The following is a 25,405-nucleotide window of genomic DNA, read 5'->3' as shown; positions in this document are numbered from 1 at the left end:
GTTGGCCGAACTCGGCATCCGTTCGGCCAACACGGGGTACGACTTCGGCCAACACGGCCTACGACTTCGGCCAACACGGCGTGCGAGATCGGCCAACACGGCGTGCGGGGTCAGTTCGCTTTGGCCAGGGCTTCGGCTAGCTGGGTGCGGCCGCGGATGCCGAGCTTGCGGTAGGCGTGGGTCAGGTGGATCTCCACCGTGCGCAGGCCGACGTGGAAGCGTTCGGCGATCTCCTGGTTGGTGTGCCCCTCGGCGGCCAGCGCGGCCACCCGCAGCTCGGTGCGGCTGAGCTCACCACTGCCGTCGGCCCGGAAACCGTACTCCCGCAACAGGGTCCGCGCCCTGGTCACCACCCGCGGCGCGGCGCAGCGCTCGCCCAGCCGCAGCGCCTCGCGCAGTGATTCGTCCGCACCGGCCACGCCGAGCCGCTGCCGCGCCTTGCCGCGCTGGATCAGCGCCCGCGCCAGCTCCAGCCGACTGGTCCGCCCGCGCAGCACCGTCACCGCCTCGTCCAGGTACCGCAACCCGGCCCGCTCCCCGGTCAGCCGCGCCGCCGTGCACAGCGCCACGCCCAGCGGCTCCGGCGAACCCCAGCTGCGGGTCAGCGCCAGCTCCTCCTCCACCAGCGGCCAGGCATCCCGGGACTGGTCCATCATCAGGTGCGCGATCGCGGCCACCGAACGCCACGGCACACAACCGGGATAGGTCCAGCCAACCTCGGCCAGCCGCCGCCCGCAGTCCAGCGCGTCCCGCAGCGCGCCGGTGGCGTCCTTCTGCACCAGGCGGATCCGGCCGGAGAGGGCGAAAACCTGGTCCCACTCCCGGAATCCGCCCCCGCGCCCGGTGACGTACTTGTGCACCACCGCCGCGGCCCGCTCCGGCCGCCCGTTCTCCAGCAGCGCGCCGCCCAGCGCGAGCACCACCGCGCCCCGGTTCGGGTGCTCCGGCACCGTGCGCAGCAGCCGCGCGGCCATCCGCGCCTCGCCGATCGCGTCCTGCACCCGGCCCTGCCGGATCAGCATCATCGCCCGGTAGCTCAACCCGGTCACCAGGGGCGCGGTGGACCCCTTGCGCTGGGCGTCCACGATCGGCGAGTCCAGCGCGGCCAACGCCTCCGGCAGGTCGTCGGTCAGCGCCAGCGCGACCCCGCCGTAGAGCAGCGGCGAGGTCAGGAACTCCGCGGTGTCCGGCGCGTCGGTGAGGGAAAGCCTGGCCAGCGCCCGGATCTGCTCGATCTCCCCGGAACACCGGATGGCCTGGTTGTAGGCCTCCACCGCGAGCAGCTGCCGGCCGGCCCTGGTGGCCTTGAGGTTGTTCCACTGCTGGTGCACACTCCGCCGCACCGAGCCGTAACGTGTGTCCGCGTCCTGCGGATCGGTGGCCGGCACCAGCGCCAGCAGCCGCGCCGCGGTCAGCAGCGGCGAGGGCTCCACACTGCCCTCACCCGGCCACAGCTGCGGCACGATCCGCTTGACCACGCCCACCAGCGCCGGCGTCGAGCTGATCACGCTGGGATGCGGGTAGTTGGTCAGCAGCGCGGCCTGCGCGTGCGGGGTCGGCGCCAGCGCGAGGGCGTCCAGCAGGCTGTCCGCGGCCGCGCCAGGATCGGTGTGGTAGCGCGCCGCGGACAGCTCGGTGAGCACCGTGGCCCGCAGCGAACCCGTTGGCGGCTCAGCCAAAGCTCGCCGCAGGTAGCCGGTGGCCGAGCGGTGGTCCCCGCGCCGCAACGCGTTCCCGGCCGCGGTGCGCAGCACGTCCACCGCCTGCTGATCGCCCTCCGGCCGCGCCGAGACCAGGTGCGGCGCGATCAGGTCGGGCGACTCCCCGTGCTCCCGCAACAGTTTCGCCGCCTGCACCCGCAGCCGGTGGTGGTCGTGCGAGGGCAGCCAGCGCAGCACGGTCTGGCGCACCTTCGGATCGCTGACGGTCAGCCGCCTGCCCTTGCCGAAGATGGACAGCTGCCGCAGCCGGGCCGCGGCCCGTTCCGCCTGCTCGGGTGCCAGCCCGATCAGCTCGCCCACCACGGCCAGGCTGGTGGACTCGCCCAGCAGCGCGATCACCTCGGCCAGCCGCCGCACCGCGCGGGACTCCGCGCGCAACCGGGCCACCGCGAGCCCGGTGCGCAGCTGGCCGACGACGGCGCGCAGCGCGAACAGCTGCTCGGGCTGCGGCTCGATCCCCTTGCGCTGCACCGCGTCCAGCACCGAGGTGAGCAGCTGCGGCTCGCCGCCGGTCAACCGGTGACAGGCCGAGGTGAAGGCCTCGGCTGGCTGCTGGTTGAGCCGGTTGCGCAGCAGCAGGCCGACCCCGCGCTCGGTCAGCGGCTCCGGCCGGATCGGCTCGCCGCCCGTGGCCTCGAGCAGTTCGGCCGCCTCCGGCGCGCGCGCCTCGCCGCTGCCCGCCCGCGCGGTGACCACCAGCGCGATCGGCAGCGCCGCGGTGTGCCCGGCGCAGCGCACCAGCAGGTCCAGTGACGCGCGGTCGGCCCACTGCACGTCGTCGGCGAAGACGCACAGCGGGCCGGGCGCGGCCGGTCCGGCCAGCAGGTGGCACAACCGGCTCCACACCGTGACATCGGGGCCGGAGAACAACTCCAGCCCGTTCTCCCCTTCCCGGAGCAGCGGCGCCACCAGCTGCGCGGCCAGCCCCAGCTCGGTGTCCTGCTCCGCCGCCCGGCACCCGCCGCGCAGCACGTGACAGCCCGCGGTGACGGCGTGCTCGGCCGCCGCGTCCAGCAGCGCCGTCTTGCCGATCCCGCTGGGTCCTTCGATGACCACGGTCCGGCCCACGCCGGACTGGGCACTGTGCACCGCGGCCCGAAGTGCGGACAGCTCGGATGACCGCTCCACCAACACGAGTACTCCTTGACGGGCTCAGGTCAGTTTGCGCAGGGCGGCGGTCCACGCGTGGCGTCTGGCCCCTCACCGTAACCGCCTGCACGGTTCCCGGTGGTCAAGAAGACACCCGAATCTGGCCGGATTCGCGGGCTTTCGGTGCTCCGGTTGCGCCTGATTGGTCTAGCCGTCGGTGCTGAGCACCTTGTCACCACCGGCGACCCCGCTGGGGCCGTTGGAGGTCAGCACCCACAGCGTCCGGTCCGGCGCCACCGCCGCGTCCCGCAGTCGGCCGTAAGTGCCCTGGTAGAGCGAGGTCGGGTTGCCCACGCCGGAGTCGGTCAGCGGCACCTTCCACAGCCGCTGCCCGCGCAGCGCGGTCACGTAGACGTTGTTGTTGTAGACCGCGATCCCACTCGGCGAGGCCTCCGCCGTGGTCCAGGTCAGCAGCGGGTTGCGGAACCGGGTGTCGTTGCAGCGGCCCTCACAGGTCGGCCAGCCGTAGTTGGACCCGGCCACGATCTGGTTCAGCTCGTCCTGCCGGTTCTGGCCCAGCTCGGAGGCGAACATCCGACCCTTGCTGTCCCAGGCCAGTCCCTGCACGTTGCGGTGCCCCAGCGTGTAGACCAGGGTGCCGGAGGGGTTGCCCGGCGCGGGTTTGCCGTCCAGGGTCATCCGCAGGATCTTGCCGCCGAGGGAGTTCGGGTTCTGCGAGTTGGCGGTGTTGGCCGCGTCGCCGGTGCCGGCGTAGAGGTGGCCGTCGGGCCCGAAGGCCAGCCGCCCGCCGTTGTGGATGTTGGCCTTCGGGATGCCGGTGACGATGGGCTGCGGCGCCTGGCCGAGCTTGAACCGGGCGATCCGGTTGTCACTGGCCGAGGTGTAGTAGACGAAGATCCAGCCGTCACTGGCGTAGTTCGGCGACACCGCGATGCCCATCAGCCCGCCCTCACCGCCCGGGCGCACCCCGGGAATGGTGGCGGCGGTGCTGACCGCGGTGCCCTTGATCGAGAGCACCCGCGCGCTGTTGCGCTCGGTCACCAGCGCGGAGCCGTCGGGCAGGAAGCCGACGCCCCAGGTGTAGGCCAGGTTCTGCGCGATCACCCGGACCGCGGCCGGTTCCGCGGCCGCGGTTCCCAGGGGCAGGGCCGCGACAGCGGTCGCGGCGAGCAGCAGCCGAAGTCGTCTCCTCATGGTGGACTCCCCAATCGGCGGCAGTAGGAGGGTTGTCCACCAAGCCAACACCCCCGCCCGCGCACCGGCCACCGGAGAAGGCAGCCCCCGGTCACGACTTTCGTCGCAAAGGTCCGGTGTGGACAGAAGGTCAACTCGAATGCGACCAGACCAGCTCCACGCAGGTCCCGCTGTCGGCCATCGAGTCGACCTGCACACTCCCGCCGATCTCCCGCATCCGCCCGCCGATGGAGGAGGTCAGCCCCTGCCCGCGCGGGGTGCGGATCGGGTCGAACCCCCGGCCGCGGTCCACCACCCGCACACTCAGGGTGCCCTCCACCCAGGACACGGTCACCCAGGCCTGGTCGGTGCCGGCGTGCTTGGCCACGTTGTTCAGCGCCTCCCGGCAGGCGTCGGCCACCGCCTCCACCACGTGGTGCGGCAGGTGACCCGGCACGGTGTCCGGGATGTAGCGCACCCGCAGGTCGAGGGCTTCGGCGTCGGTGACCACCTCGGCCAGCCGGTCACCGAGCCCGGTGAAGGAGTTGGTGGTGTCGGCCGCGATCAGCCGCCGCACGTACTCGGCGTCCTTGCCACAGCGCCTGCGCACCTCCTCCGACCGGTGGTCCAGCCCGCCCATGGAGATCGCGGTCAGCGTGGCCAGCGCGTTGTCGTGCAGGGCCCGGTAGTGCCGCGTCCTGGTCTCGAACCGGGCCCGCTCGGCGGCCTGCCTCGTCTCCGCTCGCAGGCGTGCCTCGGTCTGCTCGTCCAGGTACTGGGCCTGCGCGGTCAGGTACCGGGTCATGAAGTAGAGGATCGCGCCGAAGAAGATGCACGAGTTGAGGTGCCCGACCACCGCGGGCAGCAGCGGCTGACCCGGCTGGGTCTCCGCGCTGAGGGTGAGCACGTACCAGGCCATCGGCACCGCGTTGAGCGCCACCGCCCAGCGCAGCGGCAGCACCGCCCCGATCAGCGCCGCGGTGCCCAGGGCGTACTTCGGCGCCCAGTTGACCGTGGTGAACTCGAACCCGGCTTGCACGTTGGAGGTCACCACGGTCATCAGCGCGCAGGCCAGCACGATGTCCACGCCGACATGCCGGTAGGTGAACCAGCCGTGCTTGCGCACGTGGTAGCCGAGATAGCCCTGCCACCCCCAGGCCAGCCCGAGCAGCGCCCCGTTGAGCGCCGGGCTGGAGTGCCGGTGCAGGTCGGCGCTGGCCATCGCGATCGAGGCCGGGATCAGGTAGGAGGCCCGCTGCACGAACAAGATGACCGCGATGAACCACCGCGTCCGCTGCTCCCCGTTCTCCGCGAGCATGTACCGCGGATCAAGCCAGGCCCACCGCCTGCGTTTGGTCTCGCCGGGTTCCTGCTGTGCCTCAGTCCGCGGATGCACCGCCACCGCACTCCCCTACCTCGCCCCTGAACCCAGATTCCATGCCAGTCACCTGGTCCGGGGCAAGTCGCCGAATGGCGTACCACCGTGCGGCAACGCACACAACGGTCGAACTAACCGGCATAGCCTCGGCCGGTGATCGCCCTCGAAACCTCCCTGCTGCGCGTGGCCACCCAGACGGTCATCCAGGTGATCCGGCCGCTGCTGCCGGATCTGAAGGCCCGCAAACAGCGCTTCGCTGAGCTGTCGGAGCTGGTCAACGCCAGTGTCGGGGACTTCTTGACCCGTCGGAAGGTGCGCGAGCAGTTGGAGCGGATGGTCACGGATGTCTTCGCGCGGTTCCAAGCTCGGGCGGAGCAGGAGTTCCGCCATTTGCCGGAACACGAGATCGCGGCGGCTCTGGCGGCTGTTAGCGAAGCGTTGTCAGGGCATGAGTTGACGGATGAGGCGCTGTTCAAGGTTGACTTGGATCACCGCAAGCTGGCCAGGTCGGTCCGGGACCGCACGACTCCGCCGGATGGCTTGTCCGCTGACGCGGAGACCGTCTACTCCCGACTCCTGGACATTGCCTGCCTGTGCTTGGTCCGCCTGGTCATCCAACTGGAACCATTCCAGTCCCGGGCTTCGGTGGAGATGCTGGCCCGGCTCACCACGCTGGCTGATGACGTCGAGCGGGTGCTTGATCGGCTGCCCTTCACCAGCTTGGATGCGCCGGAGGGGGCGGAGAAAGACGAGGATTTCCGGTTTCGTTACCTGGAATTCGTCACCTCGACGATGGATCGGCTGGATCTGCTCGGCGTTCCGGTCAGCCAGCGGTCCTCGGTCCGGCTCAGCGTGGCCTACCTGAACCTGCGCGCCGATGGCGGCAGGGAGAGCCGTCTCTCGAAAGTGCTGGGCGCACATCGCCGGACCTTCATCCGTGGCGAGGCCGGTTGCGGCAAGAGCACGTTGCTGCGGTGGCTGGCGGTGACGGCGGCGGGCAGCCGGTTCCGGGAGGAGTTGGAGCACTGGAACGGCCAGGTCCCGTTGCTGGTCAAGTTGCGCAGCTTCGCAGAGGTGGAGCGGCTGCCGCGGCCGGACGAGTTCTTCGCCAAGGAGGCCGATCCACTGTTCCAGCTCCTCCCGGCAGGCTGGGTGCACCGCCAACTGCTGGGCGGTCAAGCGATCCTGTTGATCGACGGGGTGGACGAGCTGCCGCACCAGCGCAGGGATCTGGTCCGGTCCTGGCTCCAAGGACTCGTGCGCACCTATCCGCATGCCCGGTACGTCATCACCTCGCGGCCTGCGGCGGCTGCCCAGGACTGGCTCAGCGGGCTGGAGTTCCACTCGGCCGCGGTCCAGCCGATGGGGGAGGAGGAGGTGGAAGTCTTCGTCCGCCGCTGGCACGAGGCCATCCGCGGCCGGGCGGGCTGCGCCGACGACGAACTCCCCGCGTTCCAGGACGAGCTGTTGCGCCAGCTCTCAGTCCAAGGCCATCTCCGGGCGCTGGCCGTCAGCCCCCTGCTGTGCGCCATGTTGTGCGCGCTCAACCTGGACCGGGAGACCCAGCTGCCCAAGGACCGCACCAGCCTGTACCAGGCGGCCCTGGAGATGCTGCTGGTGAACCGGGACCAGAGCCGGAACATCCGAACCGACCTGGACCAGCTGCTGGATCTGCAAGCCAAACAGACCCTGTTGCAACGGCTTGCCTGGCACCTGACGCTCAACGAACTGTCCGAAGTGGACAGAAAGCAGGTCGAGCAGAAGTTCACCGAAGCCGCCAAGGCGATGATCCGACTGGCAGGCAAGGAGCTCAGCGGCGAGACCATCCTCAACTACCTGATCGAGCGCAGCGGAGTGATCCGCGAGCCGGTGGTCGGCCGGATCGACTTCGTGCACCTGACCCTGCAAGAGTTCCTGGCCGCGAAGGAGATCGTGGAGGAGAACCACATCCCGCGGCTGGTGAAGGAGGCGCACGAACCTTCCTGGCGCGAGGTTCTGCTGATGACACCGGGACAGGCGACCAACCCGCAGCGCGTCGAGCTGTTCAGCGGTCTGCTCGACCGGGCCGACCGGGAAGCTCCGGACCTCGCGCGCAAGCTGCGACTGTTGGTGATCACGGCCATGGCCAACCCCAGACCGATCCGGGAGGAGTTGCGGCGGCGGATCGAACAGGTCGCGATGGAGTTGCTGCCTCCCGTGCTGCCGGATGAGATCAGGGAGCTGGCTGCTGCGGGAGAATGGCTGCTGGACTTCATGCCCACTCGATCCGAGCCCCTGGACAGCTCGGGTGCGGCAAACTGTGTCGAACTGGCTGTCATGATCGGCGGGCCGAGAGCGCAGCGACTGCTGGCCGGCTACGTGGCTGACACGCGTGCGGGAGTCCAGTTCGAGTTGGTGGCCGGCTGGAGTAGCTTCGACCCTGGTCGGTACGCCCGAGAAATTCTTGCCGACGCGCCACTTCATCCAGGCTGGGTCAGTGTCGAAGGCCCGGACATGTATCCCCACCTACCGCTTCTCCGGAGGCTCCGGCGACTCCGGACTACTGACACCAAGGGCCTACCTCCCTTGCCGCTGCTGACCGGCCTTCAACTCGCCAGGGCCAGGAAGGTTGATCTGGATCGGCTCGTGGATCAATTTCCGGTTCTCGACACCGTGGCGCTCGTCAACGCCCGGCGGGTCACCGGCATCCCCGCGCTGACTCGGCTGCCGAACCTTCGTGTCTTGACACTCCTTAGTCCGGATGTCCTGCCGAGCTTGGCCCCACTCAAGCAACTGCGTGGACTGGAGGTGCTGACCCTGGGGCACAGGTGTACGGGTATGGACCTCCAGTTGGTCGCCGAGTTGCCGAAGCTGCGCGACCTGATGGTGTTCGGCCTCCGCGAGCCGCAGGCTCTTGAAGTGCTCCAGCGCGCGAAGAAGCTGGAGCACTTCGGGCTCGAAGGTGGTCTCGACTCACTTGATCTGGCTCCCTTGGCACGGTGCGGCAACCTTCGTTCCTTGACCTTGTGGAACCTCGCGCCTGACACCGACCTCAGCCCCCTGCTCGCATTGCCACTGTTGGAAACGGTCCACACCAACAACAAAAGCGATGACCAGGACCTCCGGCCGTTGCTGAGAAGAGGGGTGAAGCTGGCCGTCACGCCCAGGATCGGGTCGCTGATCCGGGACTAGCAGTCGCGCTGGGCCGAACGGCGGCACCCCGGCGCGGCAGGTTTGGCCAGATGTGGGGCCGGTAATCCCCGAAGCGTCCCCACCAGAAAGGGAGGCAACAGTGATCATTCTCGGTGCGATCCTGCTCCTCATTGGATTTCTTGCCGACATCTCCGTCCTGTGGACGATCGGCATGGTGCTGGTCGTGATCGGGCTGGTCCTGGCGGTCCTCGGCGGAACCGGCCGAGCCGTGGGCGGCCGGCCGCATTGGTACTGACGTCCTTGATCTCCCGTGGGCGCGTCGTCTGTCAGCCCGGCGCGCCCACGGGTCCAGGGTGTCCACAGTGGACTGACCGCTCGAACATCGTCTCCAGCGACATCACAGTCTGGGTGCCGGAGACTCCTTTGACCGCGAAGACGCGGCGCAGCACGTCCTGCAACTGTTCCGTGGTGCCGGTGCGCACCTTCAGCATCACCGAGGCCGCGCCCGCCACGATGTGCGCTTCCTGAACCTCCGGTATCGCCGCGAAGGCCTTCCGGGTGGCCGCTTCGCCCATCCAGGCCTTGGACTCCACCAGTACGAAGGACAGCACGCCCGCGCCGACTGCGGCCGGGTCGACCTCGACCGTGGTGCGGCGGATGATCCCACGTTCCTTCAGTTTCCGGACTCGCTCGTGTGCCGCGCCTGCGGACAGGCCCACCGCGGCGCCCAGTGCGGCATAGGACTGGGTGGCGTCCCGCTGTAGCTCGGCGAGCAGAGTGCGATCTGTGTCATCCATCATCGACAGAACCTCATGTGGTCATGCTAGCTTACCGCCGAACCTGATTCAGGAAGAGGCGGAGATGGCTGACCGAGTGCGGGCTGTGTTCGAGGTGCTGGACGAGCGGTTCCAGCGGGTCGCGGGGGATGACTACCTGGAGGTCCTGTTCGACGGTGGGCGCTGGCTGGAAGGACCCGCCTACTTCCCGGCCGGGCGGTACCTGGTGTTCAGCGACATCCCCAACGACCGCATGATGCGCTGGGACGAGACCACCGGCGCGGTCGGGGTTTTCCGGCAGCCCGCCAACTACAGCAACGGCCACACCGTGGACCGGCAGGGCCGGCTGGTCAGCTGTGAGCAGGGCGCGCGGCGGGTCACCCGGACCGAACCGGACGGGACCGTCACCGTGCTCGCCGACCAGTGGCAGGGGCGGAAGCTCAACAGTCCCAACGACATCGTCCAACGATCGGACGGGTCGCTCTGGTTCACCGATCCCAGCTACGGCATCGACAGCGACTACGAGGGCAACCGGGGCGAGAGCGAGACCGACGGCTGCCACGTCTACCGCATCGACCCCGGCGGCGAGGTCACCAGGGTCGCCGACGATTTCGCGCGCCCCAACGGTTTGGCCTTCTCCGCCGACGAGCAGCAGCTGTACGTGGCCGACACCCGGCACCGGCACATCCGCCGATTCACCGTGCTGGACAACGGAACCCTCAGCGGCGGTGAGGTCTTCGCCGAGTGCGCCACTGGCAACCCGGACGGCGTCCGGCTGGACGAGCTGGGGCGGGTCTGGCTGGCCGCGGGGGACGGGCTGCACTGCTTCGCCCCGGACGGCACGCTGATCGGCAAACTGCGAGTGCCCGAGGTCTGCGCCAACCTCACTTTTGGCGGTCCCAAGAGGAACAACCTGTACATCTGCGCGACCAGCTCAGTGTACTCGATTCGAGTCAACTTCAACGGAATCCGCTACCCGCGCTGACCGGGGTCCTTACGCTGGCCTGTCATGACCGACCTGGGTGGTCTGCCCTCAAGGCGGCCAAACCCACACCGTGACCGTGGAACCCATGGCGCGCGCGGACATCCGCGCCTTCATCCGACAGTGGCACGAGGCCATGACCACCCTCGCTCCGCCCGACCTGGAAACCGAACTGCCCGCCTGCCAAGCGGAACTGCTGCGCAAGCTGGACACCCAGCACCTACCTCGCCCAGCTGGCCACCAGCCCGCTGCTGTGCGCCATGCTGTGGTGGCCTGGCGGGAGGTGGTGCTGATGACCACCGGCCAGGCCAACCTGGCACAGCGCACCGAGCTGATCCGCGGCCTGCTCAGCCGGGCCGAGCGCAGTCCCGAGCTGCTGGAGCGGGTGCGGCTGGCCACGGAGAAACTGTTGCCGCCCAAGGACACCAAGGCCGCGACCGAGCTGACGGTGGTCGGCGAGGCGGTGCTGGACCACCTGCCGCCCAGCATCGCCATTCACCCCGAGGAGACCGCGGTGGCCTGTGCGCTGTGCGTCCACGGCGACCTGCCCAACCTGGCGCAGCTGACCGCGCGAGCCCCTGCCTGACCGGGCTGCCCGCGCTGCGCACGCTGGTGCTGCGCGGCGCGATCGCGCTCGGCAGGCTGGCCGTGCTTCACCCGCTGCTGCCCCGGCTGGAACTCTGACCATGGACCTGAGCGCGCTGGCCGCGGCCGAGTCGCTGGAAGTGCTCGTCCTGCTCGACGACCACGGCAGGCACACGCTCGACCTGACACCGCTGACCGGGTTGACCCGGTTGCGCTCAGTGATCACCGACGGCTGGGCAGACGTGCGTGGTGCTCGTCAACTCAAGCGCAAAGGTGTCTATGTGGAAGGGCTGTCCAAGTCGTAGGGGAATCCGGCACAGTACGGGCGGGCAGGCGAACCTTGGTGACGACGAGCTTCGCTAGCACCGGAGCGATCGGGGCCGTGATCGTCATCATAAAATCGAAACCGGTTTGAACAACGAACAAAAGCTCAGGTTAGGCTGCCCTAAGTACTCACTCTGGTGGGTGACGTCGATGGGGATGGGGTGCCTGTGTGGGCGGGGCGTTGACGCGCGATGCGGTCCGAGAGACGGTCGCCGCGGTGCTGGGGGTGGCGCCGGAGAGCCTGGCGGAGCAGGACGATCTGCTGGTGCTGGGGCTGGACTCGATCCGGCTGATGCAGCTGGTCGGGCGCTGGCGGCGGGCCGGAATCCGGGTCTCGGCCGCGGAGCTGGCCGAGCACCCGACGCTCGGGGAGTGGTGCCGACGCCTGGGTGAGAGTCAGGAAGTGGCCACTCCGGCCGTGGTGCCCGAGGTTGATCCCACTGCGCCGTTCGGCCTAACTCCGGTGCAGCACGCGTACTGGATCGGGCGGCGGGATGACCAGCGGCTCGGCGGAGTCGGCTGCCACGCCTGCGTGGAGCTGACCGGATCACCGCTGGATGCCGGACGCCTGGAGGCGGCAGTGCGGGCGCTGGCGGCGCGACATCCGATGCTGCGGGCGCGGTTCCACGCCGACGGCACCCAGCAGGTGCTGCCGGAGAGCCCGTGGCCGGGGCTGACCGTGCGTGATCTCACCGGGCTGGCTGAACCCGTTGCGGCGCTTCGGCTGGCGGAGGTGCGTGAGCAGCTCGGGCACCGGCGGCTGGCGGTGCAGCGGGGTGAGGTGTTCGATGTCCAGCTCACCCAGTTCGACGGCGGCTCGGTGCTGCACCTCAACATCGACCTGCTGGTCGCCGACGTGCTCAGCATCCAGATCCTGTTGGCCGACCTGGCCGAGCTGTACCGCGGCGAAGCCCTGCCGCCGCTGGACTTCAGCTTCTCGCAGTACCTCGCCCAGCGCGAGGCCACCCGCGCCGCCGACCGCGAGCGTGCCAAGGCCTACTGGCAGGACCAGCTGGACGAGCTGCCGGGCGGGCCACAGCTGCCACTGGCCGTAGCCCCGGAAACCGTGCACCGGCCGCGGTTCCGCCGCCGCGTCCATCGACTGTCCACAACGGACTGGCAGCGGTTCCAGGAGCGGGCGCGCGCCCGGGGGATCACCGCGGCCATGGCGCTGGCCACCGCCTACGCCGAGGCGCTGGGCCGGTGGAGCGCCGCGCCGCGGTTCCTGCTCAACCTGCCGCTGTTCGACCGGCAGCAGCTGCACGCCCAGGTCCCGCACCTGGTCGCCGACTTCACCAACCTGGTGCTGTTACCCGTCGACGTCTCCACGTCACAGTCCTTTGTGGACCGAGCAAAAGCCGTGCAGACCACCTTGCGGCGCAACGCCGAGCACGCCGACTACTCCGGCATCGAGGTGCTGCGCGACCTGGCCAGGGCCGACACCGGGCGGGAGCGCAGCGCGCCGGTGGTCTTCGCCTGCAACCTGGGCGGCGAGTTCATCCCGCCCCGGGTGCGCGCGGAGCTGGGGGAGTGGAGCTGGATGCTGTCCCAGACCCCGCAGGTCTGGCTGGACCACCAGGTCTACGAGGACAACGGCGAGCTGCTGCTGGCCTGGGACGCGGTGGACGAACTGTTCCCGGAGGGCCTTGTCGACGACCTGTTCGACGGCTACACCCGCCTGGTCGGCCACCTCGCCGCCGGGGCCGACACCTGGGACCTACCGGCCCCGCTGGAGCTGCCTGCCGCGCAGCGAGCGGTGCGCCAGGCCGTCAACGCGAGCACCCGGGTCGAGTCCGGCAAGCTGCTGCACGAGGACTTCTTCGCCTGGGCCCAACGGGATCCGCGCCGGACCGCGATCCGCGGCGCGGACGGTGACCTGGACTACGGCACGGTCGCCGCCCGCGCTCTGCGCCTGGCCGCCTGGCTGACCGCCACCGGCGTGCGCGTCGGCGACCCGGTCGCGGTGACCCTGCCCAAGGGCGCGGACCAGATCGTCGCGGTGCTCGGCGTGCTCGCCGCGGGCGGCATGTACGTGCCGATCGGGGTGGATCAGCCGCCGCTGCGCCGTGCGCGAATCCTGGCCAGGGCCGGGGTTTCCGCCACCGTGGACGCCGCCGCGCTCACCGCCGCCGCCGGGTGCACGCCGCTGCCCGCGCCGGTCGGACTGGCCGTGGATGCCTCCGCGTACGTGATCTTCACCTCCGGCTCGACCGGGGAACCCAAGGGCGTCGAGGTGTCGCACCGGGCCGCGGTGAACACCGTCGAGGAGGTCAACGAGCGCTTTGACATCGGTCCCGGTGACCGGGTGCTCGCGGTGTCCGCGCTGGACTTCGACCTCTCCGTGTACGACATCTTCGGGCCGCTCGCCGCCGGTGGCTCGATCGTGACCATCACCGAGGACGAACGCCGGGACGCCGCCCGCTGGGCGGAACTGGTGCGACGGCACGGGATCACGGTGTGGAACACGGTGCCCGCGCTGCTGGACATGCTGCTGGTCGCGGCGGGGGAGCGCGGCCTGCGAGACAGTTTGCGCCTCGCCCTGGTATCCGGGGACTGGGTGGGCCTGGACCTCCAGCCCCGGCTGAGCGCGGCCAGCGACGGGCACTGCCTGCTGGTCGCCCTCGGCGGCGCGACGGAGGCGGCGATCTGGTCCAACGCGCTGGAGATCGAGCGCGTGCCCGCCGAGTGGGTGTCGGTGCCCTACGGCTTCCCGTTGCGCAACCAGCGCTACCGGGTGGTCGACGAGAGCGGCCGGGACCGCCCGGACTGGGTGCCCGGTGAGCTGTGGATCGGCGGCGTGGGGGTGGCCACCGGCTACCGCGGCGATGCCGAGCTGACCGCGCGGTCCTTTGTGGAATATGACGGAGGACGCTGGTACCGCACCGGTGACCTGGGCCGGTACTGGCCGGACGGCACCCTGGAGTTCCTCGGCCGGGCCGACCATCAGGTCAAGATCCGCGGCCACCGGATCGAGCTGGGCGAGGTCGAACACGCCCTGGAGCAGTGCGCCGGGGTGCGGCGCGCGGTGGTGGCCCCGAGCGCGGAACGTCACCGCCTGCTCGCCGCGATCACCGCGGCGTCCGAAGTGGACACCGCTGAGGTGCTGGCCGCGGTGGCCGAACGGCTGCCCGCGCACATGGTGCCCGACCTGCTGGTGCTGCTGCCGGAGATCCCGCTCACCGGCAACGGGAAGATCGACCGCGCCCGGGTGTGCCGCGAGCTCACCGAGCACGCCGCGCCGGCGCAGGTCCTCACCCCGCCGCGGGGTGAGACCGAGATCGCGGTGGCCGCGGTGTGGGCCGAGGTGCTCGGGGTCGGCGCGATCGGCCGCGAGTCCGACTTCTTCCTGCTCGGCGGGGACAGCCTGGTCGCCACCCGGCTGATCGCCCGGCTGGCCGCGGCCGGGTTCGCCGACGCCGGACTGGACCGGCTCTTCGGCAACCCCCGGCTCGCCGACTTCGCCGCCACCGTCCACAGTGGCCGGACCGAGGACGAGCCCTCGGTGGCACTGCGGCCCGATCCGGCCAACCGGCACGAACCCTTCCCGTGCACCGATGTGCAGCGCGCCTACCTGCTCGGCCGCAGTGGCGAGTTCGTGCTCGGCGGGGTCGGCGCGCACTCCTACTTCGAGTTCGACGGCGTGGACGTGGACCCCGAACGCCTGGCCCAGGTGTGGAACCGGCTGATCCGGCGGCACGAGATGCTGCGCGCGGTCTTCGATGCCGACGGCCGCCAGCGCATCCTGGCCGAGGTGCCCCGCTTCACCATCGAGGTCACCGAGGCCGGGGCCGACGAGCAGGCCGCGCTGGCCGCGTTGCGCGAGGAGCTGTCGCACCGGGTCACCGACCTGTCGACCTGGCCGCTGTTCGACATCCGCGCGGTCCGGCACGGCGGCAACCGGCTGCGCATCGGCATCAGCCTGGACAACATCGTCTTCGACGGCCTGAGCACCTTCATCGTGCTCTCCGAGGCCGCCCGCCTCTACGTCGACCCGGACGCCGAACTGTCCACAGTGGACGTATCCTTCCGGGACTACCTGCTCGCGGTGGAAGGCGTGGACCTGGCCAGGAAGTCCTCTGTGGACTACTGGCTGGACCGGCTGCCCACACTGCCGGCCGCTCCGCAGCTGCCGTTGGCCGTGGACCCGGCGACCGTGGTGCGACCGCACTTCACCCGCCGCTCCGCCCGGCTGCCCGCGCGGGACTGGCAGCGGATCAAGGACCTCGCCCGCGCGCACCGCCTCACCCCGTCCGCGGTGCTGCTGCACTGCTACGCCGAGGTGCTGGCGGCCTGGAGCGCGCAGCAGGAGCTGACGGTCAACCTGACCCTGTTCGACCGCAGGGACCTGCACCCCGACCTGGCCAACATCGTCGGCGACTTCACCTCGCTGGCCCTGTTCGCCCACCGGCCCGAACCCGGGGAGAGCTGGGTCGCCGCGGTGCGCCGCACCCAGGGGCAGCTGGCCAAGGACCTGGAACATCGGGACTTCTCCGCGGTGCGGGTGCAGCGCGAACTGGCCAAGCGGCTGGGCAGTGTGGCCGCGGCCGCGATGCCGGTGGTGTTCACCAGCGCGCTCGGCCTCGACCAGTCCATGTGGGAGAACCTGGCCGCGGCCCGGCTGGAACAGGTCTGGGCCATCTCGCAGACCCCGCAGGTGTGGCTGGACCAGCAGGTCTACGAGGCCGCGGGCGATCTGGTCTTTCACTGGGACGCGGTGGCCGAGCTGTTCCCGGCGGGGCTGCTGAACGCGATGTTCGCCGCCTACCGGGACCTGGTGTGGCGGCTGGCCGAGGATCCGGCGGCGTGGGAGCAGCCGCTGCCGGAGCTGCTGCCCGCCGACCAGCAGGCCGTGCGGCGGCGGGTCAACCAGACCGACGGTCCGGAGCCGGACCGGTTGCTGCACGAGGGTTTCTTCGCCACGGCCGCCGAAGCGCCGGAGCGGATCGCGCTGTGCTGGGACGGCGGCGAGCTGACCTACCGCGAGCTGGCCGAACGTGCGCTGCGGGTGGCCGGGCACCTGGTCGCGGCAGGCGTCCAGCCCGGCGACTCGGTGGCGATCACCCTGCCCAAGGGGCCGGAACAGATCACCGCCGTGCTCGGCGCGCTCGCCGCCGGTGGCTGTTACGTGCCGATCGGCGTGGACCACCCGGCAGGGCGCCGGGAGCGGATCCGGCGGATCGCCAACGTGGTCACCAGTCTGGACACTGAGTCCATTGTGGACGCTCAGCGGGCCGCGCCGCTGGCCGCGCCGATCAGGGTGGACCGCGCGAGCACCGCGTACATGATCGCCACCTCCGGTTCCACCGGGGAGCCCAAGGGCGTCGAGGTCTCGCACCGGGCCGCGGTCAACACCGTTGAGGACATCAACGAGCGCTTCGGCGTCGGCCCGCAGGACCGGGTGCTCGCGGTGTCCGCGCTGGACTTCGACCTGTCCGTCTACGACATCTTCGGCCTGCTCGCCGCCGGTGGCGCGCTGGTGCTCATCGGCGAGGAGGAGCGCCGCGAGGCCGGGTGCTGGCTCCAGCTGTGCCGCGAGCACCGGGTCACGGTGTGGAACACGGTGCCCGCGCTGCTGGACATGCTGCTCTCCGCAGGGGAAACGGCTGATTTCCCGCCGCTGCGGCTGGCCCTGCTCAGCGGTGACTGGGTCGGCCTCGACCTGCCCGCGCGGCTGCGCGCGGCCACCCCCGACTGCCGGCTGGTCGCGCTCGGCGGCGCGACCGAGGCGGCCATCTGGTCCAACGCGCTGACCGTGCGCGAGGTGCCACGGCACTGGACGTCGGTGCCCTACGGCTTCCCGCTGCGCAACCAGCGCTACCGGGTGGTCGACGAACGCGGCCGGGACCGCCCGGACTGGGCGACCGGCGAACTCTGGATCGGCGGTGTGGGCGTGGCCACCGGCTACCGCGGCGATCCCGAGCGCACCGCGGCCCGGTTCGTCGAGCACGACGGGCAGCGCTGGTACCGCACCGGTGACCTGGGCCGGTACTGGCCGGACGGCACCCTGGAGTTCCTCGGCCGGGTCGATCACCAGGTCAAGATCCGCGGTCACCGGATCGAGCTCGGCGAGGTGGAGGCCGCGATCGAGGCGCACCCGCTGGTGCGTCAAGCGGTGGCCATCGCCCTGGGCGAACGTGGGCACCAGCGCCTGCACGCTTTTGTGCTGGAGCAGGAGAACCTGGACACCACCGGCATGCACGCCTTCCTCGGCGAACGCCTGCCCGCCTACGCGGTGCCACCGCGGATCGACCGGGTCGCCGAGTTCCCGTTGACCGCCAACGGAAAGGTCGACCGCAAGGCACTGGCCCAGCTGGCCGAGGCCACCGGCGACCAGGACGGGGACGAGCCGAGGGGCGAGCTGGAGACCCGGCTGGCCGCGTTGTGGGCCAGGCTGCTCGGCCTGCCCGGCCTGGGTCGGCAGGAGAACTTCTTCGCCCTCGGCGGCGACTCGGTGCTGGCCATGAAGCTGGTCGCCATGGTGCACAACGAGTTCGGCCTCGAGCTGAGCCTGCGCCAGCTCTTCGCCGCCCCCACCATCGCCGCGCTCGCGGCACTCACCCAGACCCAGCAGCCCGACCCCGAGCTGTCCTTCGAAGAAGGTGCCCTGTGACCGCACGCCAGCCAGTTGCCGCACTGCTCGCCGAGCTCGGCGCCCTGGGCGTCCGGCTGTGGGCCGACGAGGGGCAGCTGCGCTACCGGGCCCCCGCCGGAGTGCTCACCGGCGATCTGCTCGCCCGGCTGAAGGCGCACAAGAGCACCGTGCTCGCGCACCTCACCGAGCAGGCAGGCGCGGCCGCGCTCACCGCCCGGCCCGAGGAGCGCACCGAACCCTTCCCGCTCACCGACATCCAGGCCGCCTACCTGCTCGGCCGCCAGGACGCCTTCGACTACGGCGGCGTGTCCTGCCACGGCTACCTGGAGCTGACCTTCCCCGACCTGGACCCGGACCGGCTCTCCGTCGCCTGGGCGATCCTGGTGCGCCGCCACGGCATGCTCCGCGCGGTCGTGCACCCCGGCGGCTACCAGCAGGTGCTGGCCGAGGTGCCGGACCGTCCGATCAGGACAGACGACCTGCGTGGCAGGCCGGAGACCGAGGTGGCCGAGGCGATCGAGCGCACCAGGACGGCCCTGGCCGACCACATCTACCAGCCCGACCAGTGGCCGCTCTACGACCTGCGGCTCACCCGCGCCGACGACCGCGCGGTGCTGCACATCTCGGTTGACCTGCTCATCGCCGACTACCTCAGTGTCAACCGGCTGCTCACCGAGCTGGGCAGGCTCTACCACCACCCGGACCGGCCGCTGCCCGAGCTGGAGATCACCTTCCGGGACTACGTGCTGGCCGAACGTGCCCTCGGCGACGGCGGCTCCGCGCACGCCGCGGCTCGCGCCCGCGACCACGCCTACTGGTGGGACCGCATCGACAGCCTGCCCGGCGCGCCCGAGCTGCCTCTGGCACACAACGCCCGCAGCCGTGGCCGGGCCGAGTTCACCAGGCACCGGATCACACTGTCCACAGTGGAATGGTCCGCGCTGCGCGGCCTGGCCGCCCGGCACGGGGTCACCGCCTCGGCCGCGGTGCTCTCGGTGTTCGCCGAGGTGATCGGCCGGTGGAGCCGCAACCCCCGGTTCACCCTCAACGTCACCCTGCTCAACCGGCTGCCGCTGCACCCGCAGGTGGACCAGCTGATCGGCGACTTCACCTCGGTCAATCTGCTGGAGGTCGACCGCACCGAACCCCGCGACCTGGCCGGGCTCACCCAGGCTCTGCAAGCCAGGCTGTGGGCGGACATGGACCACCGGCTGTGCACCGGCGTGGAGGTGCTCCGCGAGCTGGCCCGCCGCCGCGGCCGGGCCGCCGCGCTGATGCCGGTGGTGTTCACCAGCATGATCGGCCTTGGCGACGACTCCGACGAGGCGCACGCCAACGGCCTGCTCGCCTTGGGAGACCTGGGTTTCGGCATCACCCAGACCCCGCAGGTGTGGATCGACTGCCAGGCCATGGAGGCCAAGGGGCAGCTGCTGCTGAACTGGGACGTGCGCACCGGCCTGTTCCCGGACGGCCTGGTCGAGGACGCCTTCACCACCTTCGCCGACCTGCTCCGCGGCCTGGCCGCCGAGGAGACCGCCTGGACCGCCGCCGACCCGGTGGCCCTGCCCGCGCGTCAGCGTGCGGTCCGCGAGCGGGTCAACGCCACGACGGCCCCGCTGCCGGAAGGACTGCTGCACGAGGACTTCCTGCGCGCCGCACTGTCCACACCGGACGCCCCGGCGCTGCTGGCAGGCGAGCGGGTGGTCAGCTTCGGCGAGCTGCTGCGCCAGGCTGCCGCGGTCGCCGGGACCGTGCACGCGGCCGGGGGCGGCCGGGTCGCGGTGGTGATGGACAAGGGGATCGAGCAGGTCGCCGCCGTGCTCGGCGTGCTGCTCGGCGGCGGCGCGTACGTGCCGGTGGACACCAACCAGCCCGCCGCCCGCCGCGACCTGGTGCTGGCCGACGCGGGCTGCCGCCTGGTGCTCACCCAGTCCTGGCTCGCCGCCGGCACCTGGCCCGAGACCGTCCGCGTGGTCGCGGTCGACGCGCTCGAACCGGCGGGATCCGTGCTGCCGCAACTGGACACGGACCCGGACGAGCTGGCCTACGTGATCTACACCTCCGGCTCCACCGGCACGCCCAAGGGCGTCATGATGAGCCACCGCGCCGTGCTCAACACCCTGCGCGACATCAACCAGCGCTTCGCGGTGACTGGCGCGGACCGGGTGCTCGGCCTGGCCAACCTCGGCTTCGACCTGTCCGTCTACGACATCTTCGGCGTGCTCGGCGCCGGTGGCGCGCTGGTGCTGCCCGCCGCCGACCGCAGGGGCGACCCCTCGCACTGGGCGGAACTCGTCGCCAGGCACGGTGTCACGGTGTGGAACTCGGTGCCCGCGCAGCTGGAGATGCTCCAGCACTACCTGGAGGCCGAACCGGGGGTCGAGCTGCCCAGCCTGCGCACCGCGCTGCTCTCCGGCGACTGGATCCCGGTCACCCTGCCGGACCGGGTGCGCGCCCGCATCCCCCAGCTCCAGTTGACCAGCCTGGGCGGTGCCACCGAGGCGGCCATCTGGTCCATCCACCACCCCATCGGCGAGGTCCAGGCCGGGGCGCGCAGCATCCCCTACGGCACCCCGCTGACCAACCAGACCTTCCACGTGCTCGACCACGCCCTGCGGCCCTGCCCGGACTGGGTGCCCGGTGAGCTGTACATCGGCGGCCACGGCCTCGCCCTCGGCTACCTCGGCGACGCCGAGCGCACCGCGGAACGTTTCCTGCGGCACCCGGTGACCGGGGAACGCCTGTACCGCACCGGCGACCTCGGCCGCTACCGGGAACAGGGCGTGATCGAGTTCCTCGGCCGGGAGGACAACCAGGTCAAGATCCGCGGCCACCGGATCGAGCTGGCCGAGGTGGAGTCCGCGCTGACCACCCATCCGGCCGTGGGCTCGGCCGCCGCGCTGGTCGTCGGCGAGACCACCCTGGACCGCAGGCTGGTCGCCTTCGCCACCCCGGCCGCGAAGTCCACATCGGACAGTGAGTCGCCTGCGGAGCTGGCTGACCGGGCCGCGGCCAAGGCGAACGCGGTGGTCGCCGACCGCGACCCGGACCGCTACGCCGCGTTCACCGCCGCCTTCGACCGGGTCACCCTGCGCATCATGGCCGGGACGCTGCACGACGCCGGATTGTTCGCCGCTGGGGCAAGGCACACCGCGGCCGAGGTGATCGAGGCGCTCGGCGCGGTGCCCAGGCATCACGGTCTGGTGCACCGCTGGCTGCACGCGCTCACCACAGCTGGGCTGCTGCACCGCGACGGCGAGCGCTACCACGGCCTGCGCATCGACGGGGAGACCGACGCTCTCTGGTCCACTGTGGACGAACTACAGGCCGAGCTCCGGTACGGCCGCGAGCTGCTCGACTACGTGCGGGACAGTGCCGCGCACCTGCCCGCGCTGTTCCGGGACGAGATCGACCCGCTCACCCTGCTGTTCCCGCAGGGGCAGCTCACCGTGGCGGAGGCGATCTACCAGACCAACCTGATCGGACGGTACATCAACCAGTTCGTGGTGGGCGCGGTCCGCGAGATCGCCGCCGCGCACCAGGGGCCGGAACCGCTGCGGATCCTGGAGGTCGGCGCGGGCATCGGTGGCACCAGCACCGACCTCATCCCGGCGCTGGCCGGGTTCGACGTGCGCTACCGGTTCACCGACCTGTCCCAGTTCTTCCTCACCGAGGCGAGCAAGCGCTATGCCGACTACCCCTGGGTGGACTACGGGATCTTCGACCTCAACGTGGACCTGGTCCGGCAGGACGTGCGGCCGAACTCGGTGGACGTGGTGCTGTGCGCCAACGTGCTGCACAACGCCAAGCACATCCCGACCGTGCTGGCCCGGCTCCGCGAGGTGCTGCGGCCCGGCGGGCACCTGGTGTTCATCGACGCCACCGGCGACAACCACCCGCTGCTGATCTCCAAGGAGTTCCACGAGGGTCTGAGCGGCTACGAGGACCTGCGGCGGCACGACCACCGGGTCTTCCTCTCCGCGCCGGAGTGGCGTGACCAGCTCGACGGCGTGGGCGCGGAGGTCCTGGCTCGCCTGCCCCGGCCGCAGGACCACTTCCCCGAGGTGGGCCAGCACGTGTTCGTGGCCAGGGTGAAAACCGACCGGCAGCCGGTCACCGAGACCGCGCTGCGCCGCCACCTCGCTGAGCGGCTGCCCGAGCACATGCTGCCCGCCCAGTTGCACATCGTGGACGAGCTGCCGTTGTCCGCCAACGGCAAGCTCGACCGCGCCGCGCTGAAGTCCCGGCTGCCGGTGGAGTCCGGTGCGCCGGAGGCCAGCGCCGAACCGCCGCGCGACGAGCTGGAGACCGCGCTGGCCCAGGTGTGGGCCGAACTGCTCAACCGGGACCGGGTCGGCCGGGACGAGGACTTCTTCGCCCTGGGTGGTGACTCGCTGCTGGCCGCCAAGGTGGTCGGCCGGATGCGCGAGCAGGTCCCCGAGGCCGCCGCCCTGGACTGGGAGACCCAGCTGCGGATCGTGCTGCGCGGCACCACCGTGGCCGACTACGCCGACCATCTCCGCGCCGCGCCGGCCACCACTGGCCAGCACGGCGGCGGCAGCTCACTGGTCGAGCTGGTGCCGGGCAACGAGGAACCCGCGCTGGTGCTGGTGCACGACGGCAGCGGCACCCTCGCGCCCTACCGCGCCATGGTCGAGCAGCTGCGCCGCAGTGGCCGCACGGTGCTCGGGCTGGAACCGACAGTGTCCTATGTGGACATTCCGGCGGAGGTGCTGCTGCCGAGACTGGCTGCCGACTACGCCAAGGAGTTGCGTGCCGCCGGGCACAACCGCGTGGACGTGGTCGGCTACTGCATGGGCGGCCTGCTGGCCACCGAGCTGGCCCGCACCCTCACCGAGTCCGGGGCCGAGGTGGACAGCCTCACCGTGATCAGCTGCTACCGCATGCCCTACCGCATCGAGGATGAGCTGCTGCTGGAATATGCCTTCGCCAGGCTGCTGGAGGTCGACCCGGCCCGGCTCGGCTACGCCGGGGACGAGCAGCGGCTCGGCGCGGCCGTGCAGGCCGTGCTCCGGCACAGCCCCGGCCTGCTGCCCGACGGCTGCTTCGCCGCGCTGGACGGCGAGTTCGCCGATGTCGCCGCCCGGTTCGGCGCGCTGGCCCTGCGCCCGCGCGAGCAGCGGCTGGCCGCGATCGGCGCGCTGCTGGCCGAGCCGGTCGACCTGGCGGCGAGCTTCGCGGTGTTCGCGCACAGCCTCCGGGCGGTCACCACCTTCGAGGCCGAGCCCTACGCCGGGGACATCACCTTCCTGATGGACCGGGGTGACGTGCACTTCGTGCCCGACCTGCATGCCGGGATGACCGCGTACTGGCAGGAGCTGTGCCTCGGTGAGCTGCGGATCGAGGAGATCCCCGGCGACCACTTCACCTGCCTCGGCCCGGCCAACGCCGCCGGTGTGCTCGCCCTGCTGCCGGGGGCGGGCCGGTGATCGGGCTGCTCGGCGCCTCCGGCGCGGTCGGCTCGGCCGCGGCCGCGATGCTGCCGTTGCCGCTGCGCCTGGGATCGCGGCGGCGTCCGGCGCAGGTCAGGCCGGGTGCGGAGGTGGTGGAGACGGACATCACGGACGAGGCCCGGCTGGCCGAGTTCTGCCGAGGGTGTACGGTAGTCCTCAACTGCGCTGGCCCGTCCGCCATCCTCGGGGACCGGGTCGCCAGGGCCGCACTGGTCGCCGGCGCGTCCTATGTGGACGCTTTTGGTGATGACGTGGTGCACGAAGCTCTCCGGTCCGCTGTTCTCCCAGTGGACTTCATCGCGGTGCTGTCCGCTGGCACCGTGCCAGGTCTGTCCGGCGTGCTGCCGATTTGGTTGACCCGCAGAGGTATTGCCAGCCTTGACCGGGTGTCGGCGCACGCCGGCGGGCTGGAACGCTGCACCCCAGCCGCCGCGGCCGACATGCTGCTCAGCGTGACCGGCACCGACGGCGCGGGTGGCTCCTACGGGCAGGCATTGGCCGCCTGGCAGGACGGGGCGGTGCGGCCAGGGGCATTGCGGGTCACCGAGGACGCCCGGCTGCCGTTCTTCCCGGACCCGGTCACCGTCCAGCCCTACCTCAGCACCGAGGCCCAGCGCCTGGCCCGCACCCTCGGTGCGGCCAGGGTGGAGTGGCACACCGTCTTCCCCGGCCCCCGCGCCCGGATGTCGCTGGCCCGCTGGCGCGCCGAACCGCCGACCTCACCATCCACAGTGGACATCGCCACCGCTGACCTGGTCACCGCGGCCGAGGTGGACCTGGCTGGGCGCAACCCGTACTACGTGATCACCGTGCGCGCCGAGGGCCGCGCCGCCGACGGCGCCCCGCACCGGGCCACCGCCGTGCTACGCACCGAGGACAGCTACCGGCTCACCGCCACCGTCGCGGTCGCCGCGGTGGAACAGGTGCTGGCCGGCGCCATCCCGCCGGGAGTGCACTTCGCCGCCCAGGCGCTGGAACCGGAAGTCCTGGTCGAGCGGGTTCGTTCCGCTGGCGCGGTCACCGTGCTGGAGGCGATCATCGACACCGGAGCCGAGGACGAGGAGGGCGTGCTGTGAAGGTCGTGGTGGCAGGCGGCTCCTTCGGCCGCTTCTACGCCCGCGGCATCCGGCTCGCCCCGGAACTCGAGCTGGCCGGGATCCTGGGCAGGGGCGGGCCGCAGTCCACGGCCACCGCCGAAGAGTTCGGCGTGCCGCTCTACCGCAGCGTGGCCGAGGTGCCCGCTGAGGTGCGGATCGCCTGTGTGGTGGTGCGCTCCGGCGTGGTCGGCGGGCGCGGCACCGAGCTCACGCAGGAGTTCCTGGCCAGGGGCACGCACGTGCTGCAGGAGCAGCCGGTGCACCAGGACGAGCTGACCGCCTGCCTGAAACTGGCGCGGGCCAACAAGGTGCAGTACCAGCTCAACGCCTTCTACCCGCACGTCGAGCCGGTCGCCCGCTTCTTGGCTGCCGCGGCCCGGCTGCGCGCGGTCCAGGAGCCGGTGTTCCTGGACGCCGCGTGCAGCGTGCAGGTCAGCTACCCGATGGTCGAGCTGCTCGGCCGCACCCTGGGCACGCTGCGCCCCTGGGCCTGGGAGGCGCTACCGCAGCCCGCTGCCGAGCTGCGTGCGCTGACCCGGCAGGACCCGCCGTTCCGCCTGGCGCAGGGCGTGCTCGGCGGGGTGCCGGTGACGCTGCGGGTGCAGAACCAGATCAACCCGGACGACCCGGACAACCACGGACATTTCCTGCACCGCATCGCCTTGGGCCTGCCCGGCGGCGTGCTCACCCTGGCCGACACGCACGGCCCGGTGGTCTGGACCCCGCGGCTGCACGCCGACCGGGACGCCCACGGCGCGCTGGAGCTGGACGGACCACAGCTCGCGCTGCCCACCGGCGCCCTGCTCGGACCGGTCAGTCCCGGCAGCTACCAGGACGTCTTCCGCCAGACCTGGCCGGCCGCCGCGACCGCCGCCGTGCGCGAGCTGGCCGCCGCGGTCGAGGCGGACCGGGACCCGTTGCGGCACGGGCAGTTCGCGCTGGGCGCGGTCCGGGCCTGGCAGGACCTCACCGGCCGGCTCGGCCAGCCTGACCTGGTGCGCGGCCAGGCTCCCGATCCGGTCACCGCGCACGAACAACTGGGGTGCACGACATGAACGACA

General features: G+C 71.3%; 14 protein-coding genes. 10 read left to right on the top strand and 4 right to left on the bottom strand.

The genetic code is table 11. From position 1 onward, the window contains the following. Positions 1–110 precede the first annotated feature (110 nt). From N8J89_RS28140 to N8J89_RS28130, 3 genes are all read right to left on the bottom strand, one after another. Positions 111–2,849, bottom strand: coding sequence for an ATP-binding protein (locus N8J89_RS28140; RefSeq protein WP_283660021.1), 2,739 nt, complete (start codon positions 2,847–2,849; stop codon positions 111–113). A 168-nt stretch (positions 2,850–3,017) separates the two neighbouring features. Further along, complete coding sequence (locus tag N8J89_RS28135) at positions 3,018–4,025, bottom strand: PQQ-dependent sugar dehydrogenase (RefSeq protein ID WP_283660020.1); 1,008 nt, start codon at positions 4,023–4,025, stop codon at positions 3,018–3,020. Between the two features lie 130 nt (positions 4,026–4,155). Then, positions 4,156–5,400: a sensor histidine kinase gene (locus N8J89_RS28130; protein ID WP_283660019.1), complete on the bottom strand. Its 1,245-nt coding sequence runs from the start codon at positions 5,398–5,400 to the stop codon at positions 4,156–4,158. Positions 5,401–5,535: 135 nt separating this feature from the next. Between N8J89_RS28130 and N8J89_RS28125 the strand changes: the two genes are divergently transcribed. Continuing rightward, entirely contained in the window at positions 5,536–8,553 is a 3,018-nt protein-coding gene (locus N8J89_RS28125; RefSeq protein ID WP_283660018.1) for an NACHT domain-containing protein, read from the top strand. A gap of 100 nt (positions 8,554–8,653) precedes the next feature. Further along, positions 8,654–8,809 carry a DUF6131 family protein gene (locus N8J89_RS28120; protein WP_247763934.1) on the top strand — a complete coding sequence of 52 codons (156 nt, stop codon included), beginning with the start codon at positions 8,654–8,656 and terminating at the stop codon, positions 8,807–8,809. 31 nt (positions 8,810–8,840) lie between these two features. Here the strand turns inward: N8J89_RS28120 and N8J89_RS28115 are convergent, their stop codons facing one another. Beyond that, complete coding sequence (locus N8J89_RS28115) at positions 8,841–9,314, bottom strand: Lrp/AsnC family transcriptional regulator (RefSeq protein ID WP_283660017.1); 474 nt, start codon at positions 9,312–9,314, stop codon at positions 8,841–8,843. A gap of 61 nt (positions 9,315–9,375) precedes the next feature. Here N8J89_RS28115 and N8J89_RS28110 point away from each other — a divergent pair, with 61 nt between their 5' ends. From N8J89_RS28110 to N8J89_RS28075, 8 genes are all read left to right on the top strand, one after another. Beyond that, positions 9,376–10,275 (top strand): SMP-30/gluconolactonase/LRE family protein, encoded by a 900-nt coding sequence (locus N8J89_RS28110; RefSeq protein ID WP_283660016.1) that lies wholly within the window; start codon positions 9,376–9,378, stop codon positions 10,273–10,275. A gap of 70 nt (positions 10,276–10,345) precedes the next feature. Then, positions 10,346–10,858 (top strand): hypothetical protein, encoded by a 513-nt coding sequence (locus N8J89_RS28105; protein WP_283660015.1) that lies wholly within the window; start codon positions 10,346–10,348, stop codon positions 10,856–10,858. Then, a complete protein-coding gene (locus N8J89_RS28100) occupies positions 10,801–10,956 on the top strand; it encodes a hypothetical protein (protein WP_283660014.1) in 156 nt (51 codons plus the stop codon). The genes N8J89_RS28105 and N8J89_RS28100 overlap by 58 nt, the downstream gene beginning before the upstream one ends. A gap of 2 nt (positions 10,957–10,958) precedes the next feature. Further along, positions 10,959–11,162 (top strand): hypothetical protein, encoded by a 204-nt coding sequence (locus tag N8J89_RS28095; RefSeq protein WP_283660013.1) that lies wholly within the window; start codon positions 10,959–10,961, stop codon positions 11,160–11,162. Positions 11,163–11,350: 188 nt separating this feature from the next. Then, entirely contained in the window at positions 11,351–17,791 is a 6,441-nt protein-coding gene (locus tag N8J89_RS28090; protein WP_283660012.1) for a non-ribosomal peptide synthetase, read from the top strand. Beyond that, positions 17,788–23,223: a non-ribosomal peptide synthetase gene (locus N8J89_RS28085; RefSeq protein WP_283660011.1), complete on the top strand. Its 5,436-nt coding sequence runs from the start codon at positions 17,788–17,790 to the stop codon at positions 23,221–23,223. The genes N8J89_RS28090 and N8J89_RS28085 overlap by 4 nt, the downstream gene beginning before the upstream one ends. Then, positions 23,220–24,323 carry a saccharopine dehydrogenase family protein gene (locus N8J89_RS28080; RefSeq protein WP_283660010.1) on the top strand — a complete coding sequence of 368 codons (1,104 nt, stop codon included), beginning with the start codon at positions 23,220–23,222 and terminating at the stop codon, positions 24,321–24,323. The genes N8J89_RS28085 and N8J89_RS28080 overlap by 4 nt, the downstream gene beginning before the upstream one ends. Next, entirely contained in the window at positions 24,320–25,399 is a 1,080-nt protein-coding gene (locus tag N8J89_RS28075) for a Gfo/Idh/MocA family oxidoreductase (protein WP_283660009.1), read from the top strand. The genes N8J89_RS28080 and N8J89_RS28075 overlap by 4 nt, the downstream gene beginning before the upstream one ends. Positions 25,400–25,405: the final 6 nt, after the last annotated feature.

The sequence above is a fragment of the Crossiella sp. CA-258035 genome (genome assembly GCF_030064675.1).
Classification (GTDB): Bacteria; Actinomycetota; Actinomycetes; order Mycobacteriales; family Pseudonocardiaceae; genus Crossiella.
This window is presented reverse-complemented; position numbering and strand designations above follow the sequence as displayed.